The organism is Fictibacillus sp. UD, assembly GCF_043558025.1.
In the GTDB taxonomy this organism is placed as follows: Bacteria; Bacillota; Bacilli; order Bacillales; family Fictibacillaceae; genus Fictibacillus.
In genome coordinates this window covers 169,394-184,587 of record NZ_JARUHH010000001.1, presented here as the reverse complement: position 1 = coordinate 184,587, position 15,194 = coordinate 169,394, and the positions used below count along the sequence as shown (strand labels likewise).

Below are 15,194 nucleotides of genomic sequence, written 5' to 3'. Positions count from 1 at the left end.
TAATGCTTTATAAAAATTACCGCTGTGACAAAAGTCATAACGGTATTCATACATAAAAAAACACCCGACACGAATTCATGTCAGGTGTTCTCCATTAGTTTTGCATAACAAAATCTTTTTCTGCTTTTTCCTCTTCTTCAAAAACACGAAGCGTTTCATATTTTGTATTTCGCTGTGCAGGAATCTTACCTGCTTCACGAATTAAGCGAAGCGTTAAGTTTGTGTTTACTTTGTGTGTTGTCCCAGCAGCTGAAACAACGTTCTCTTCCATCATCGTGCTGCCAAAATCGTTACAGCCATAATGAAGAGATTTTTTTCCAACTTCAGGACCCATTGTTACCCAAGAGGATTGGAAGTTTGGAATGTTATCTAAGAAGATACGAGAGATGGCAACGTTTTTCAAATATTCTCTTGGCGTTGTCTTCTCTGCCTTCATATTTGTATTGTCAGGTTGGAACGTCCACGAAATAAAAGCCAGGAAGCAATCCGCTTCATCTTGAGCATCGCGAACTCGTTTTAAATGAAGAGCTCTCTCTTCAAACGTTTCTCCAAATCCAATTACCATCGTCGCAGTAGAATGAAGCCCTACTTTTTTAGCTGTCTTCATACACTCGATCCACTCGGTCCAAGAACCTTTTAATCTGCTTATCTTCTTACGTGTACGATCATCCAGAATCTCCGCTCCTCCGCCAGGCAACGAATCAAGACCAGCTTCTTTCAGTTCACGAAGTACCTCTTCAAGAGATAGCCCTGATACTTCAACCATCTTCCACACTTCAGCCGGAGAGAAAGAATGCATCGTAATATCAAACCGTTTCTTTATTTCACGCAATAAGTCGGTATAATAGCTAAACGGCAGATTTGGGTTTGTTCCACCTTGCATTAAGATTTCTGTACCGCCAACATCAACGGTTTCCTGTATTTTTTGGAAGATTACTTCATCGTCCAATACATAACCTTCTTCACTTCCTGGTGCTCTGTAGAAGGCACAGAACCTGCAATATGTATCACAAAAGTTTGTATAGTTTACGTTGCGTCCTATTACAAAAGTGGTGATCGGTTCTGGGTGCCACCTTTTCATAATAATATCCGCCACTTCTCCCATACGTTCTACTTCATCACTTTCATAAAGTTTAACGGCGTCTTCTACCGATAAACGTTCGCCATCTAAAGCTTTTTGTAAAATCGATTCTATACTCATCGGTAACCTCCGAATACAATTTCTTAGATCTCATCTGTTCTTATCCTATCATATTTTAGCAGAAGAGACAGCTTTGGGTTTTTAATGACGTCGTTTTCTAAAAGATTGGATGCTCTTAAAAGCATTTTAAAAATCGCTTCCATTGGCAGGTTGATCGGAGTGTAAGGTGTGAGACTCCTGCGGGACAAGCGGTCAGGTGAGACACTTAAGAGTGAAACGTACGAATGTGGCTCACCGAATGCCCCGCGGAAAGCGAGCACCTGAAACGGAGATCAACCACTTTCAAAAACACCAATGAATGATAACTATAACAGCATTAAAGAAAAAGCTTCTGCCCTAGAAAGAGCAGAAACCGATATTAATAGTCTTCTCTGAAATTTTTATTGCCGCCCATGAATACTGGAGAACTTAAATGTTTAATTCGCTCCATGATCCTAAGAGCTTTCACTTCATCGAGGCCGCCTTTTTGGGAATAAGACAGGTGCTGCTGAAGCATGTCATAATCACAATTGGATGTATACAAAGTTGGCAGCTTTTCCATCATTCGATATTGAAGGATAACTCCGATAATCTCGTCTCTTACCCAATTAGTCATGTTTTCCGCACCAATATCGTCCAACATTAATACAGGGACCGTTTTTAATAGTTCCATTTTAGAATCAAAACTGCCATCAGAAAGTGATGATTTCATCTCTCGCAGAAACTCCGGTGTGTGGATGATTAGTGAATGAATGCCTTTTTCAGCTAATCCATTTGCAATGGCACCGAGTAAATACGTTTTACCTACACCGAACTTACCATAAAAATAAATGCCTTTTACTTGTTGGTCTGTACCTGCCATTTGGACAAACTCATACGCCTTTGAGATAGCATTTCGTCTTGTTTCATCAATACTATGTTTATACAAACGATCGAACCTTGCTTCTAAAATCTCTTTTGGAATAAAATAGCTTTTAATTAATGAAGTCATCGTTTTCTTTTGTTCATCAAGAATTTTCAGCTCGCATGGTTTGTATCGAAGTTCTACAGTTTGTCTAACTTTCGTCAGTTCCGATCTGTATCCTTGCATAAGGTTAGGACATTTCTCTAAACCAGGGCAATTGCGGCAGGCATGTTGTTCGTTCTTAAAGGTGTAAAAACTGGACAATAATTTTTCCGCGTGGACATCTGATATGTCAGGGTTTTCTCTTAAAAAACGCATGACACCCGGGTCAGATAGAACTTGTTGTTTCATTTGCTCATATCTCTCTTGAAACTTATCAAAACCCGGCATGTGTTTAACAGATTCCTTTATGGATTCCATGTTGTTCCCCCCTTTATTTCGAACTATTTAACAAGCTCTCTAGCCATTTGCGATTCTCATCTTCTGTAGAACTTGAACTCGTCTCGTCTGGCTGACTAGTTGGAGCCTTATCTTGCTTCAGCCAATCTGGTACTGTTACGTTCGGTTTTTTATTATCTCTATAAGATCTAGAATTTGACTTTTTATCTTGCCATTCTTTATATTTTCGTTTTTCATCACGAGCAAGCGCCATAGCTTCCGTTACGGTTTGCGCTTTTTTACGAGCCCAATGTGATGCGATTCGTTCAATTAGTCCTTTTGCAAGTTTCATGTCATTCTCAGATAAAACGTAATCCAAAAGCACATTTGTAACTCCTGGTGTTAAGTTTTGATCGAGCATACAATACGCAACTAGTTTCAGATCAACTTCCGAAGGTGTAGCACCAGAGTAGTCTTCTAGAAGACGATATGGTGACACTTCTTCAAAATACTTAATAAGCTCTTCTTCTTTTGTTTGCGGCTGCATCCCATGCAGTGCTTTTAAAGGAACCGGTTGTGTTTTCAAAGCCAAAACCGGAAGCCCCTCTTCGTGTTCAAAACGATACCACTTTTGAATTTCTCTTCTTAAGTTTTCCGCAGATATCTCACCTGTTGAGTAATATACGTTTTGGATTTGCTTGCTCATATCTATTGGCTGCAGCTGGTAGATATAAGCCAGTTTATATATTGCTTCCTTCAATTTAGGAGTAAGAACCTCTTTAGGGACGATGAAAGCAGAAATCTGGTTTACCATCGCCTCAAAATCAAAAGTAGACTCACCTAGTACAACTTTCCCATGAACTCCTTTTTCATGTAAAGCGGCATCTTCTGGAAGCACATTTTCTGATATCTCGGCATAACTCTTTGAAGACATCTCAGATGGATGCAGCGAAGTAAACACATCGCTAAACGAAGCTGTCACATCCTTAAAACCCGAAACATCTAATTGAGGAATATAGAATGATTCTCTTACTTCAGTGAATTTCGCTTTTCCTAGTCGATTAAATAAGTAAATACTTAAAAAACCATCTGTAAAAAATGCATTTGGAGATAGAGGTTGTTGAAGCTCATACAAATATTCCCTTGAACTCTCTCCATCTCTCTTATATGTTTTTAGCAGTCCGATCGCTTCTAATTTCTTTCTGCCGGATAAAATATCTTTTAATGAGAACTGAGTTACGTTCATAAGGTGCTGGTGTTTTTGTGCCTGTCGATCCATATTTGCTTCGCACCATAATGTCATGTATAAACTATGTGCAAAAGCGCCAATCAATGGCTGATAAAGCATGGTGAGAACTTTGTGATCTCCTTCATGTAATACACCCTTGCACTGGACGGAATACGCATCAACGGGCACGACTTCCTGAAAATGTACCGTCATCGTTTTCACCCTTTATAAATGATAAGTTATAAAAGTAATGTGGCCGACAGATCGTTTTAATCGTCAGCCATAATTACAATGTATTTTACGTTTTTTATCTCTTCATAACTGTTTTGTTAAAGGAACAAAAAGAGCGTTACAGCAGTATATCAGACGCTTTAACGCTCCTCTTTGTTAATGAGTTCCTTAAGTTCCTGTATAAAGACGTTAATATCTTTAAATTGGCGATAAACCGAAGCAAATCTTACATAAGCAACTTCATCCGTTTTAGACAAGTGTTCCATTACCTGTTCACCAACAGCTGTACTTGAAATTTCAGATGCACCTGAGTTTCGCAATTCTTTTTCAATACTATCTACTATATTTTCAAGTGTTTCCAAGGGAACAGGTCTCTTTTCACATGCTTTAATAAGCCCTCGAAGAATCTTTTCGCGGCTGAATTCTTCCCGTTCCCCGCCCTTTTTAACAATGATAAGCGGTGTTTGTTCTACCGTTTCAAATGTAGTAAATCTATAGCTACAAGATTCACATTCCCTTCGTCGGCGAATGGACCTTCCGCTATGTACAGGTCTTGAATCAAGCACTTTTGTTCCGTTGTGCTGGCAAGTAGGACACCTCATTGTAATCATCCCCAAAAAATTTTCTATTCTATATCTATCTTAAAGAAAATGGAGGAATGTGACAAGCTATTCCTACAATTTTTCAGCCATAGACGTCCCAATAAACGTAAGCTTTTGTTTTAACATTTCGTAAATGCTCGTGATCAGTCTTTGATTATTGCCGAAATTAAAGGGAAGAGCAGATTCTGTAGAAACATTAAGGTCTACAGCTGTACGATTTGGCTTCACTGTTACGACACTTACTACAACAAATGCATTCTTAGGCTGTCTTACCTCAAAGGTTACCTCTCCCCTTTCTTCTGAAAAACCAAGTTCCTGAAAATTGGTATCCTCATCTAAGATTTGTTTAATAACTCTCATTACTTCATGCTTATTAGCTTTAAAATAATGTGTTTTAAGCCTTTCGTCTACATGCTGTTCACTCGTTTCTGCATGGCTTTCCATAAGATTTTGAAGTTTTCTAAACATAGTAGTCCTCCAAAGCAACGTAATTTGTATCGTATTATTCCCTATTTTGAGTGAAATAAAAAAGAGGTGTGAAATCTCACACCTCGCTTACATTCTGTTTTTAATTATTGAGCAGTAACTTTTGATTTGGCAACGGAAATCGGACCCATTCCACGAGGAACTTCCAAGTTTTCACGTTTCTTAGCGCCTAATGCTTCTGAAATGTAATCAGCAGCTACGTTAGGATCAATTCGATCTCCACACGTATAAACATCAATACTTGCATAACCATGCTCAGGAAAACTGTGAATAGTTAGATGAGATTCAGAAATAATAACAACCCCACTTACACCATGTGGAGCAAATTTATGAAAAGCAACCTCACGAATTTCTGCACCTGCTTTCAATGCAGCATCAACGAATGTCTCTTCAATAAATTTCATGTCATTTAATTTTTCAGAATCACAACCCCATAACTCAGCAATTACGTGTCTTCCCATTGTATCCATTAGCATAGTCCCCCTTTTAAAAATAATCATGCCTTCAAGCATGCGGTATTGAACATCCACCACGGGGGCAAGTTAGTCCAAAGAGGTCCTAACCCTTTAAGTAGCATTCAACGCCTTTGTTTGCTTTATTTGAAGTTCACGAAACATAGTATACTTCTTTTAAAATTTATTTGCAATAAGTATGGGCAAATTTTTTTGTATCAATTTTTTGATGCGATTCATTTTTGTTGCCTGTCCTTTACTGCTAGTATGATTCTCTTTAAGTATTTAGCAAAACGAAAAAGAGCTGGCAAGTTACCAGCTCTCTGAATAAATATTTTTTAATTTACGAAACCGATACATTCTTCTCTTGAACAGGCGTATTCAATGCAAGGCTAACATGCTTTGCAAGATCTACAACTCGGCAAGAATAACCCCACTCATTATCATACCAAGCAAGAACTTTAACCTTATTCCCGTCCATCACCATAGTCGATAATCCGTCTACGATCGAAGAGTTTTCATTTCCGTTATAATCGATCGAAACTAAAGGAAGATCGCTATACCCGAGGATACCTTGCATGGATCCTTCAGCAGCTGATTGAAATGCATGATTTACTTGATCTTTTGATACTGGCGTCTTAAGTTCCACAACAACATCTACCAAAGAAACATTTGGAGTTGGAACGCGAAGGGCCATTCCATTTAGCTTTCCTTCTAAATGCGGAAGAACTTTTGAGATCGCTTTGGCTGCACCTGTTGATGTCGGAATAATAGATGTTCCGCATGCACGTGCACGTCTTAAATCTTTATGTGGATTATCGATATTCTTTTGGTCATTTGTATAGGCATGAACCGTTGTCATCATGCCAGATTGAACACCAAACTGATCATCTAGCACTTTGATTACTGGTGCTAAACAATTAGTTGTACAAGATGCATTTGAAATAATATGATGTTCAGCTGAAATGTAATCGCTGTCATTTACACCCATAACAATTGTAATATCTTCATTTTTCCCTGGCGCTGTAATGATTACTTTCTTTGCACCCGCTTCAATATGAAGACCTGCCGATTCTTTTGAAACGAATTTGCCTGTAGCTTCTATAACAATATCAATACCTAATGTTCCCCAAGGAAGTTCGCGAGGATCACGGGAATTTACTAAAAGAACTTTTTTTCCGTTAACAAAAAGGGCATCTTCTCCAGCGATAACGTCTCCAGGATATGTTCCGTGTATAGAATCATATTTAACCATGTGAGCAAGTGTTTCTGCTGGATAGCTGGCATTAACAGCTACAACCTCGAATTCATCGTTCTCCATCATTTTACGGAAGACCATTCTTCCGATTCTCCCCAAGCCATTAATTGCAATTTTTGCTTTCATGAAGCTGCTCCTTCCAATGTGTTATACTCTTTATGGTATCTATCTGTAAATAGTATATCATAATGAACCACGAAAAGAACATACTTTTATTTAAAATAGGCTAAAAAGGGGCTTATATATACAAAAAACAGACCTTATCATTCTTAAGGTCTGTTTTTTGTATCGTTTAGCAGCTGCAGAACACGACTCTCCAACTCTGTAAGAGAACCGTTATTCTCAATCACTATATCTGCTAGTTTCTTTTTCTCGTCGATCGGCATTTGTGATTGAATTCTAGATAATGCTTGCTGTTCCGTAAAATCGTCTCTTAACATAAGACGCTCTAACTGTATTTCAGGTTTTGCATATACGAGCCAGGTTCGATTCACCATGTGCGTAAGTTTACTCTCAAATAGTAGAGGAATATCCATTATCACTAAAGATTCACCTGATTTAAGGTAGGAATCAGCTTGCAGCCGCATCTCTTTCCGAACAGCAGGATGTACTATATTGTTTAGTACACTTCTTTTTTCAGCATCGTTAAAAATAATTTCTCCTAATTGTGCTCGATTTATCGTCTCGTCTTCATGCAAAATACCTGCGCCAAAACTAGAGACAATTTTTTCATATGCTTCTTTTCCTGGCATAACAACTTCCCTGGAAATGATATCAGCGTCGACTATAGGAATTCCTTGATTCCTTACTATCTGGCTGACTGTCGATTTCCCAGTTGCGATGCCTCCTGTTAATCCGATTATCAATCGTTTTCCCCCTGTTACTGTTACATTTTTAGCAATCCCATTACAATCAATAATACACCTGGCAGAATGGATAAACCCTTCATCCAATTTGTTTTATTGAATAAATATAAACCTAACGCCATTCCACCCCACAAGAACAACGCACTCATTACAGCAATCGTAAAAGTTGTTAAAAAAGGTGAAAGATCGATAAGTGCGGCTCCGATTCCTGCTCCAAACGCATCAAGCGATAATGCTATTCCTAGCAGTACAGCTTCCCAGCCTGTTATGGAACCAGACTTATCAATATCAGCCATCACTGGTTTCTTCAGAATGTGTATGACGATGCCTAGAGACTTAATTTCAAAAAGCACAATGTTCTTAGGTTCTTTTTCATTGCTCTCAATGTTCTCTTTCTCTGGCAAAAAAACCTGCCATAGAGAATAGATTCCTATTCCTAAAAGAATCATGCCTCCCAATATCTCACCCGTTTTTGGCGAAATGAATTGTTCTAACGCAAATCCGAGCACCATTGAAAGTAAAAAGGTAACAGCTGAACAAATTGCAATGATTATTATGGAGCGAAAAGGAATTTTAATGGATTTCATTCCATACGTTAATCCGGCTCCAAAACTGTCCAGGCTGACGGCTAGTGCCAGTAAAACAAATGAGTAAGCCACCATGTTCCTGTACTCCTTTCAGTTAACGGTAAACGTAGTATATGAAAGGAGCAGTAAAATGGTTTATCTTTGACAAGACTTACAAATATGAGTTCCTCTTCCGGCTACGACTAACCGTTCGATCTCGGTCCCGCATACCCGGCACGCTTCATTTTTCCTGCCGTACACAAATAATTTCAGCTGAAATCCACCTGTTTCACCCATCGCATTCGTATAAGAACGGATGGAGCTTCCCCCATGCTTAACGGATTCAGATAATATATCCGTTATTGCTTTTTTTAATTTCTTTAACCTGTGAAGTGATAATTCATTCGCAGGTGTCTCTGGATGTATGCCTGCTTGAAACAATACTTCATCCACATAGATATTTCCTAATCCAGCTAAAAGCGTCTGATCTAGGAGTACTGCTTTTATATTTCGTTTTCTGTTAGAGAATAACTTTTTCATAAGAGCTGCTGTTAAGGAATCTGATAGAGGTTCTATTCCTAACGTTTTCAACGGGGCATTACTTTCTTCTGTCCCTTTTGGATACAAGTGCATAGTACCAAACTTTCTTACATCACGATATCGAAGCTCTGTTCCATCGGTAAACTCAAACACCACGTGTGTGTGCTTATCAGCAGGTTCATCCGATTCAAACAAACCGTATTTGCCTTCCATTCGCAGATGAGAAACTAAAGAATCTTCATTCAGATGAAAAATTAAAAATTTACCCCTTCTGTACACCTTTTCAAAAGTTTGACCTGTGAGCTTCATGACAAATTCTTCCGTACAAGGATGTTTGATAATATTATCCCAATGAATTTTTACATCTTTAATTACTTTGCCAGGCAAAAATTGATTCAGCGTATTTTTGACGTTTTCTACTTCAGGTAACTCAGGCATCAAGTCCACCTCCTTTATTAAGAAAAACAGCACCCCACTTTTAATGAGGATGCTGTTTTTTTATTTATTTTGCTTCAAACCAGGAATCTCCCCAGTTCACATCTACTTTTAATGGCACATCTAGCTCAACTGCCTGTTCCATTACCTCACAGACAATTTGTTCTAGCTTTTGTAATTCATTCTCAGGTACTTCAAAAATAAGTTCATCGTGAACGGTTAAAAGCATCTTCGCTTCTAGTTTTTCTTTACTTAAACGCTGATCCATATCCACCATCGCTTTTTTTATTATATCAGCTGCTGTTCCCTGGATCGGAGTGTTCATAGCTGTACGCTCAGCAAAACTGCGAAGGTTAAAGTTTCTGCTGTTGATTTCTGGTAAATAACGTCTTCTATGAAGAAGAGTTGAAACGTATCCGCTTTGCTTTGCTTCTGTAACGCTATCCTTCATGTATTGCTGTACACCTGGAAAACTTTCTAAGTAAGACGCGATAAATTCGCCTGCTTCTTTTCTTGTGATTCCTAGACTTTGAGATAATCCATAATCACTAATTCCATAAACAATACCAAAGTTAACGGCCTTTGCATGTCGCCTCATTTCAGATGTTACTTCATCTTCTCCAACATGAAAAACGTCCATGGCTGTTTTCGTATGAACATCCATCTCCTTTTTGAAAGCTTCCATCAAGTTTTCATCTTGAGAGATGTGCGCCAGTACTCGCAATTCAATCTGCGAATAATCGGCTGCAAGAATCTTCCATCCAGGTTCTGAAGCCACAAAGGCATGTCTGATCTTCCTTCCTGCCTCTAAACGTATCGGGATATTTTGCAGGTTCGGATCGATCGAACTGAGTCTTCCTGTCTGAGCAAGCACCTGGTTAAATCGAGTATGAATTTTCCCTGTATCTTCTTTCACAACTTTTAAAAGACCTTCGATGTAAGTTGATCTTAACTTACCAAGCTGACGATAGATAAGAATCTTATGAATGATCTCATGCTTTCCTTCTAATTTCTCCAAAACATCTACTGAAGTAGAGTAACCCGTTTTGGTCTTTTTTACAGGAGGAAGATTTAATTTCTCAAACAAGATTTCACCGAGCTGTTTTGGTGAGTTGATATTAAATGAAACACCTGCAAGCTCGTGAATTTCTTTTTCTAATGAAGTTAACTGCAGATCTAATTCAGCGCCCATCTTTTGCAGTGTATCTGCCTTAACCTTTACTCCGAACTCTTCCATTTTAGCTAGTACTAGAGCTAGCGGCATCTCTAGATGATAGAATAAATCACTCTGTTCGTTCTCTTTTAACTTTCCATCTAGTATTTCACTCAATTGAAAGATGGTATTTGCTTTTCTGCATAGGTGTTCAGCTAAAACTCCTTCTTCTTCCGGCAGCTTTTTCTTAGCACCTTTTCCGTATACAGCTTCATTCACATCTACATTGGATTTCCCATATTGCTTTGCAACATCAGCCACCTCATCTAAAGATTCAGCAGGATTTAGCAGGTATGAAGCAAGTTGGATATCAAATTCAATTCCATTCAACGTTATTCCTTGACCGTGTAATGCTACATGAGCTCTTTTGGCATCAAACATGACCTTTTTTTGTTTGTCATCTTGCAGCCAATCCTTAAATTCAGTAGATTCTTCTGCAAGAGTGGAAGAGATATAAAACGTTCCACTTTCATTGCTGAGCGCAAACCCATGAATTTTCGCTTTATGATAATCTTCTGTAAGAGTTTCAACAACAAGGGCAGAAGGACTTCTTAGCATGTCAGGCTCTATTTTCGTAACAGTCTGAAAGCTAAGCTCTTCTTTTTCTGCATCTTGAAGGACTTCTTCTTCACCACCTAATCTTTCTAGCAGCGAGTTGAAACCTAGCTCTTTAAATAGAGGAAAAACAGAAGAATTATCATAGCCTTCGTAGTTTGTATCTTCTAAACCAATCTTAACAGGGGCTTCCTTTGTGATAGTAGCAAGCTCTTTACTCATTAAAGCTTGTTCCTTATTTTCTGTTAAACGTTCTTTCAGCTTAGCTCCTGAGATCTCATCAATCGAATTCAATACTTTTTCAATCGTTCCGTATTGTTTGATAAGCTTGATCGCAGTCTTTTCTCCAACTCCAGGAACGCCTGGAATGTTGTCTGACGGGTCTCCCATCAGACCTTTCATATCAATGATCTGATCTGGCGTGATACCATATCGTTCATTTACTTGTTCGACTGTATATGCTTCTACCTCTGTTATTCCTTTTCTCGTTAAAACAACTTCAACATCCTCGGTAACGAGCTGAAGCAAGTCTTTATCGCCAGTAAAAACTTTGACATCCCATTCACCATCTACCGCATGCGAAGCAAGTGTTCCGATGATGTCATCGGCTTCATAATTCTCAAGTTCATAACGTTTAATTTCAAAAGCATCTAATAGCTGTCTGATAAAAGGAAACTGTTCAGATAGTTCAGGTGGCGTTTTTTGACGGCCGCCTTTGTATTCACCAAACGTCTTATGGCGGAAAGTCGTTTTCCCAGCATCAAAAGCAACAAGGATGTGAGTTGGCTTTTCATCTTCTAAAATCTTTAATAGCATTTGCGTAAACCCATAAACAGCGTTTGTATAAACGCCTTTGTCGTTGTTTAAAAGGGGCAGAGCAAAAAAAGCTCGATAAGCAATACTATTTCCGTCAATCAGCACTAATTTATTTGTTTTTCCCAAGTCCGTAACCTCCTGAGGACAATTCTCTACAATCTATTGTATCATGACCGCTAACAGAAACAAAAAAGAAGGAATGTGTTTCGCTCACCGCAGACCAAAAGATGCGGTTTCGGGTATCAAAGGTGCTGATGATTAGCACCCAAAGGTTTCGCTTTTATCAGAACTCTATTCTAAAGATTGTTGCTTTCAACCCCTATACAGTTGAATGGAGTGGAAGGTGGGAGACTCCTGCGGGACAGGCGGGCAGGTGAGACACTTATACGTGAAACGTACGAATGTGGCTCACCGCCTGCCCCGCGGAAAGCGAGTACCTGGAACGGAAATCAACCTCTTCCAATAACATCAAAGTTTAAGAAAACAGCCTATTGTTGCAACAAAAAAAAGGCGAGAATCCAAAGGATTCTCGCTAAGGGGGTACTGAAAAAGGATACTTTTATAATAAAGTCTGACTATTAATTAAAGAAAACAAGGGTGTAAAGGATTTGTAAATCTTAAGACTCTATCTTTTTTGGAAATAATATTGTAAAAAGTGACCCTTCACCAGGCTTACTTTGAACGTAGATGGTCCCATGATGAGCTTCTACAAGATGTTTAACAATAGCAAGCCCCAGTCCAGTTCCACCTGAATTCCTGCTTCGTGCTTTATCTACACGATAGAATCGCTCGAAAATACGAGGAATCTCACTTTCTTTAATACCGATTCCTGTATCTTTAACGACTAGCTTAACATGCTCTTCAAGTTCTTCGACAATTACAGATACACTGCCACCGACAGGCGTATACGTTAAGCTGTTTGATACAAGGTTGATGATAATCTGTTTCAGCCGCGGAGGATCTCCATCCATCATTGTATTGCCTATAACCTCGACTGAAAGTGAAATCTCTTTTTTTTCAGCCTTTGGAAGTAAAATCTCTACCGTTTCGTTAACTAATGATTCTAAATTAGTCTGTTGTACATCTATCTGAAAGCTTTGCTCACTTTTTGATAAATCAAGTAAGTCTTGTATCAGCGCTTGCAGTCTGTCACTTTCATTCAAAATTATAGTTAAGAACTTATTTCGGAACTCTGCATTTTCTCCAGCACCATCTAAAAGTGTTTCTGCAAATCCTTTTAAAGAGGTAATTGGTGTTTTGAGTTCATGAGACACATTGGCTACGAAATCTTTTCTTACCTGCTCTAGTTTTTTCAACTCCGTTATATCGTGAAAAACGAGTACTATTCCTTTCAATTTGCCTTTAGCATTTAATACGGGTGCGCTATAAACATCAAAATGCTTTCTTTCAATATGAATCGGAATGACTGTGTTTTTCCTTACATTTTTTTCAGTTAGATACGTTTCTTTAACGATATCTTTAATAGAAGCATGTGGAAATACTTCGTAAAACAGATGGCCCGTCCAATAATCAGCATGCTCCTTGAATAGTTCTTTAAATGCTTTATTCACTAAATTGATATAGCCGTTTGCATCAATTAGAATTAGTCCGCTACCCATATTTTCGATTAACGTTATTAAGCGGTCATGCTGTGATTCCTGTGATTTTGTCATTTTTTCCAGATTTCTAGCTAATACGTTCAATGAAAAGTTTAACTCACCAATATCCTCTCCAAAGTACTCATATGTTCTTGCTTTAAAGTTTCCTTTTGCAAGTTCTTTAGCGGTTTGTGTCGCCTCTTCAACAGGCCGAACAATCTTATGAATCACTTTAATGGATACATAAAGAATGATAATAAAGCATACTAAAAAACCGACTGACATCATGATCCATATTGATCTCTCATCTGATTCCGCAGAACCTTCTGGAATTGCAAATTGTATATACCCTGATTCATCTTTCTTTTTTAATGTATAATACAATTTGCCATTCTCGTTCTTTTGCACGAGACTCTGATTCGATTGTTTTGCATCACCTGGATAATAGGATGCCATGTTTCTTGGACTGTCCCCGTCAGATGTATACTTTACATTCCAGTCCGAATCCAGTACATAGATTTCACCTTTTAAGGATTTTGAGGCTGTTCTCAATATGTTAGTTATGATTAATTTTCGTTCCTCTGTCTTTAGGACTTCTTCAATCAGGCTTAATTCTCCCGTATAGAATTCCATTCGTTTCTCTTTAACACTGTGATGAACGATGTTTCCCATAATTAATGCTAAAAGAATAAAAACAAGTAAAATACCGAGCAAAAAAAAGGTAAGTACCCGGTTTTTAAAGTCATGCATTATTGAGGCTCCTCTAATTTATAACCTAACCCTCTAATGGTTTTGATATAAACAGGCTTACGCGTATTGCTTTCGATCTTTTCACGAAGATGACTAATATGCACATCAACAATTCTCGTATCTCCTACAAAATCATAATTCCAAACCGCAGATAGAAGCTGCTCTCTCGAAAGAACACGGCTCTTGTGCCGAGCTAAATAAACGAGCAGTTCAAATTCTTTTGGTGTTAGTTCTAGTGCCTTTTCTTTAAAATAAGCTTCATAATTCTCAGGATAAATATCCACTTCACCAATTCTGAGATGCTCAACTTCTTCTTTTGGTTTTTCAGAATCAGTATTCACTGATGCAGTCCTGCGGAGAATGGCTTTCACTCTAGCTACTACTTCTCTTGGACTGAATGGTTTAGTCATATAATCATCAGCACCTAGCTCAAGGCCTAAAACTTTATCAAACTCGTCATCTTTAGCCGTTAGCATGAGAATAGGAATATTTAATTTCCTAAGACGGAGCTCTTTACAAACTTCTATCCCGTCCATTTCTGGCAGCATGAGATCTAGTATGATCAGATTGGGCCCTTCGCTTTCTGCCTTCTCTAATCCGCTCTTGCCATCCATTGCCGTTACTACTTGAAATCCTGCTTGTTCTAAGTTAAATTGCAACAATGTTGAGATGGATATTTCATCTTCTACAACGAGTAACTTTTGGCTCATTCACATTCCCACCTTTTTACGACTTGTACAAATTTATCATACTATTTTTTTATTAGTGTGTACAAAAATCGCAAAATTTTCATACCGACTTTACATACCCTTAACATTTCCTTTACATTGTTGACCTATTATTACTACTTTGTCATGATTTATGGCAAAGATAAGCACTTGATGAATGACGGCAATCAACTACTTGAATGTTACACTGCTCATACAAAACATCCATTCTGAAAGATTATTTAATTTTGAACTTTCTTCTTAGACAAGTTGATTGAAGTGGAAGGGCGAGACTCCTGCGGGACAGGCCGGCAGGTGAGACACTTAAAAGTGAAACGTTAAGAATGTGGCTCACCGCCTGCCCCGCGGAAAGCGAGCACCTGTAACGGAAATCAACCACTTCCAAGGTCATCATAGAATACCAAACAC

14 protein-coding genes are annotated in these 15,194 nt (G+C 38.4%); 1 reads left to right on the top strand and 13 read right to left on the bottom strand.

Annotated features, from left to right (window positions below; translation table 11 throughout):
* Nucleotides 1-94: 94 nt before the first annotated feature.
* The 11 genes from mqnC to polA form a co-directional block, all read right to left on the bottom strand.
* The gene (mqnC, locus tag P8610_RS00940) at nucleotides 95-1,201 is read right to left on the bottom strand and encodes a cyclic dehypoxanthinyl futalosine synthase (protein ID WP_289494884.1); all 1,107 of its coding nucleotides are present in this window, start codon (nucleotides 1,199-1,201) and stop codon (nucleotides 95-97) included.
* A gap of 358 nt (nucleotides 1,202-1,559) precedes the next feature.
* Nucleotides 1,560-2,504, bottom strand: a complete 945-nt coding sequence (gene dnaI / locus P8610_RS00935) for a primosomal protein DnaI (protein ID WP_289494883.1) — start codon at nucleotides 2,502-2,504, stop codon at nucleotides 1,560-1,562.
* 13 nt (nucleotides 2,505-2,517) lie between these two features.
* A complete protein-coding gene (locus tag P8610_RS00930) occupies nucleotides 2,518-3,903 on the bottom strand; it encodes a replication initiation and membrane attachment family protein (protein ID WP_394602777.1) in 1,386 nt (461 codons plus the stop codon).
* A 158-nt stretch (nucleotides 3,904-4,061) separates the two neighbouring features.
* Nucleotides 4,062-4,523 (bottom strand): transcriptional regulator NrdR, encoded by a 462-nt coding sequence (gene nrdR / locus P8610_RS00925; protein WP_188401624.1) that lies wholly within the window; start codon nucleotides 4,521-4,523, stop codon nucleotides 4,062-4,064.
* Between the two features lie 72 nt (nucleotides 4,524-4,595).
* Nucleotides 4,596-4,991: a cytosolic protein gene (locus P8610_RS00920; protein ID WP_289494881.1), complete on the bottom strand. Its 396-nt coding sequence runs from the start codon at nucleotides 4,989-4,991 to the stop codon at nucleotides 4,596-4,598.
* Between the two features lie 104 nt (nucleotides 4,992-5,095).
* Entirely contained in the window at nucleotides 5,096-5,479 is a 384-nt protein-coding gene (gene speD / locus P8610_RS00915) for an adenosylmethionine decarboxylase (RefSeq protein ID WP_066396744.1), read from the bottom strand.
* A gap of 325 nt (nucleotides 5,480-5,804) precedes the next feature.
* Nucleotides 5,805-6,845, bottom strand: a complete 1,041-nt coding sequence (locus P8610_RS00910; RefSeq protein WP_289494880.1) for a glyceraldehyde-3-phosphate dehydrogenase — start codon at nucleotides 6,843-6,845, stop codon at nucleotides 5,805-5,807.
* Nucleotides 6,846-6,988: 143 nt separating this feature from the next.
* Entirely contained in the window at nucleotides 6,989-7,585 is a 597-nt protein-coding gene (gene coaE / locus P8610_RS00905; protein WP_394602776.1) for a dephospho-CoA kinase, read from the bottom strand.
* 20 nt (nucleotides 7,586-7,605) lie between these two features.
* The gene (gene ytaF / locus P8610_RS00900) at nucleotides 7,606-8,247 is read right to left on the bottom strand and encodes a sporulation membrane protein YtaF (RefSeq protein WP_394602775.1); all 642 of its coding nucleotides are present in this window, start codon (nucleotides 8,245-8,247) and stop codon (nucleotides 7,606-7,608) included.
* Nucleotides 8,248-8,307: 60 nt separating this feature from the next.
* A complete protein-coding gene (mutM, locus tag P8610_RS00895; protein ID WP_394602774.1) occupies nucleotides 8,308-9,129 on the bottom strand; it encodes a DNA-formamidopyrimidine glycosylase in 822 nt (273 codons plus the stop codon).
* A gap of 64 nt (nucleotides 9,130-9,193) precedes the next feature.
* Nucleotides 9,194-11,836 (bottom strand): DNA polymerase I, encoded by a 2,643-nt coding sequence (gene polA / locus P8610_RS00890; RefSeq protein ID WP_394602773.1) that lies wholly within the window; start codon nucleotides 11,834-11,836, stop codon nucleotides 9,194-9,196.
* A gap of 217 nt (nucleotides 11,837-12,053) precedes the next feature.
* On the opposite strand from polA, the gene P8610_RS00885 reads away from it, so the two are divergent.
* A complete protein-coding gene (locus tag P8610_RS00885) occupies nucleotides 12,054-12,176 on the top strand; it encodes a hypothetical protein (protein ID WP_394602772.1) in 123 nt (40 codons plus the stop codon).
* A gap of 151 nt (nucleotides 12,177-12,327) precedes the next feature.
* On the opposite strand, the gene pnpS is transcribed toward P8610_RS00885, so the two are convergent.
* Both pnpS and P8610_RS00875 read right to left on the bottom strand, forming a co-directional pair.
* Nucleotides 12,328-14,058, bottom strand: coding sequence for a two-component system histidine kinase PnpS (pnpS, locus tag P8610_RS00880; protein WP_394602771.1), 1,731 nt, complete (start codon nucleotides 14,056-14,058; stop codon nucleotides 12,328-12,330).
* Entirely contained in the window at nucleotides 14,058-14,768 is a 711-nt protein-coding gene (locus tag P8610_RS00875) for a winged helix-turn-helix domain-containing protein (RefSeq protein ID WP_394602770.1), read from the bottom strand. The genes pnpS and P8610_RS00875 overlap by 1 nt, the downstream gene beginning before the upstream one ends.
* Between the last annotated feature and the right edge of the window lie 426 nt (nucleotides 14,769-15,194).

Bases quoted from the DNA above. Each gene is read 5' to 3' on its own strand.
- mqnC (WP_289494884.1), bottom strand. From the start codon at position 1,201: ATGAGTATAGAATCGATTTTACAAAAAGCTTTAGATGGCGAACGTTTA.
- dnaI (WP_289494883.1), bottom strand. From the start codon at position 2,504: ATGGAATCCATAAAGGAATCTGTTAAACACATGCCGGGTTTTGATAAG.
- P8610_RS00930 (WP_394602777.1), bottom strand. From the start codon at position 3,903: ATGACGGTACATTTTCAGGAAGTCGTGCCCGTTGATGCGTATTCCGTC.
- nrdR (WP_188401624.1), bottom strand. From the start codon at position 4,523: ATGAGGTGTCCTACTTGCCAGCACAACGGAACAAAAGTGCTTGATTCA.
- P8610_RS00920 (WP_289494881.1), bottom strand. From the start codon at position 4,991: ATGTTTAGAAAACTTCAAAATCTTATGGAAAGCCATGCAGAAACGAGT.
- speD (WP_066396744.1), bottom strand. From the start codon at position 5,479: ATGGATACAATGGGAAGACACGTAATTGCTGAGTTATGGGGTTGTGAT.
- P8610_RS00910 (WP_289494880.1), bottom strand. From the start codon at position 6,845: ATGAAAGCAAAAATTGCAATTAATGGCTTGGGGAGAATCGGAAGAATG.
- ytaF (WP_394602775.1), bottom strand. From the start codon at position 8,247: ATGGTGGCTTACTCATTTGTTTTACTGGCACTAGCCGTCAGCCTGGAC.
- mutM (WP_394602774.1), bottom strand. From the start codon at position 9,129: ATGCCTGAGTTACCTGAAGTAGAAAACGTCAAAAATACGCTGAATCAA.
- pnpS (WP_394602771.1), bottom strand. From the start codon at position 14,058: ATGCATGACTTTAAAAACCGGGTACTTACCTTTTTTTTGCTCGGTATT.
- P8610_RS00875 (WP_394602770.1), bottom strand. From the start codon at position 14,768: ATGAGCCAAAAGTTACTCGTTGTAGAAGATGAAATATCCATCTCAACA.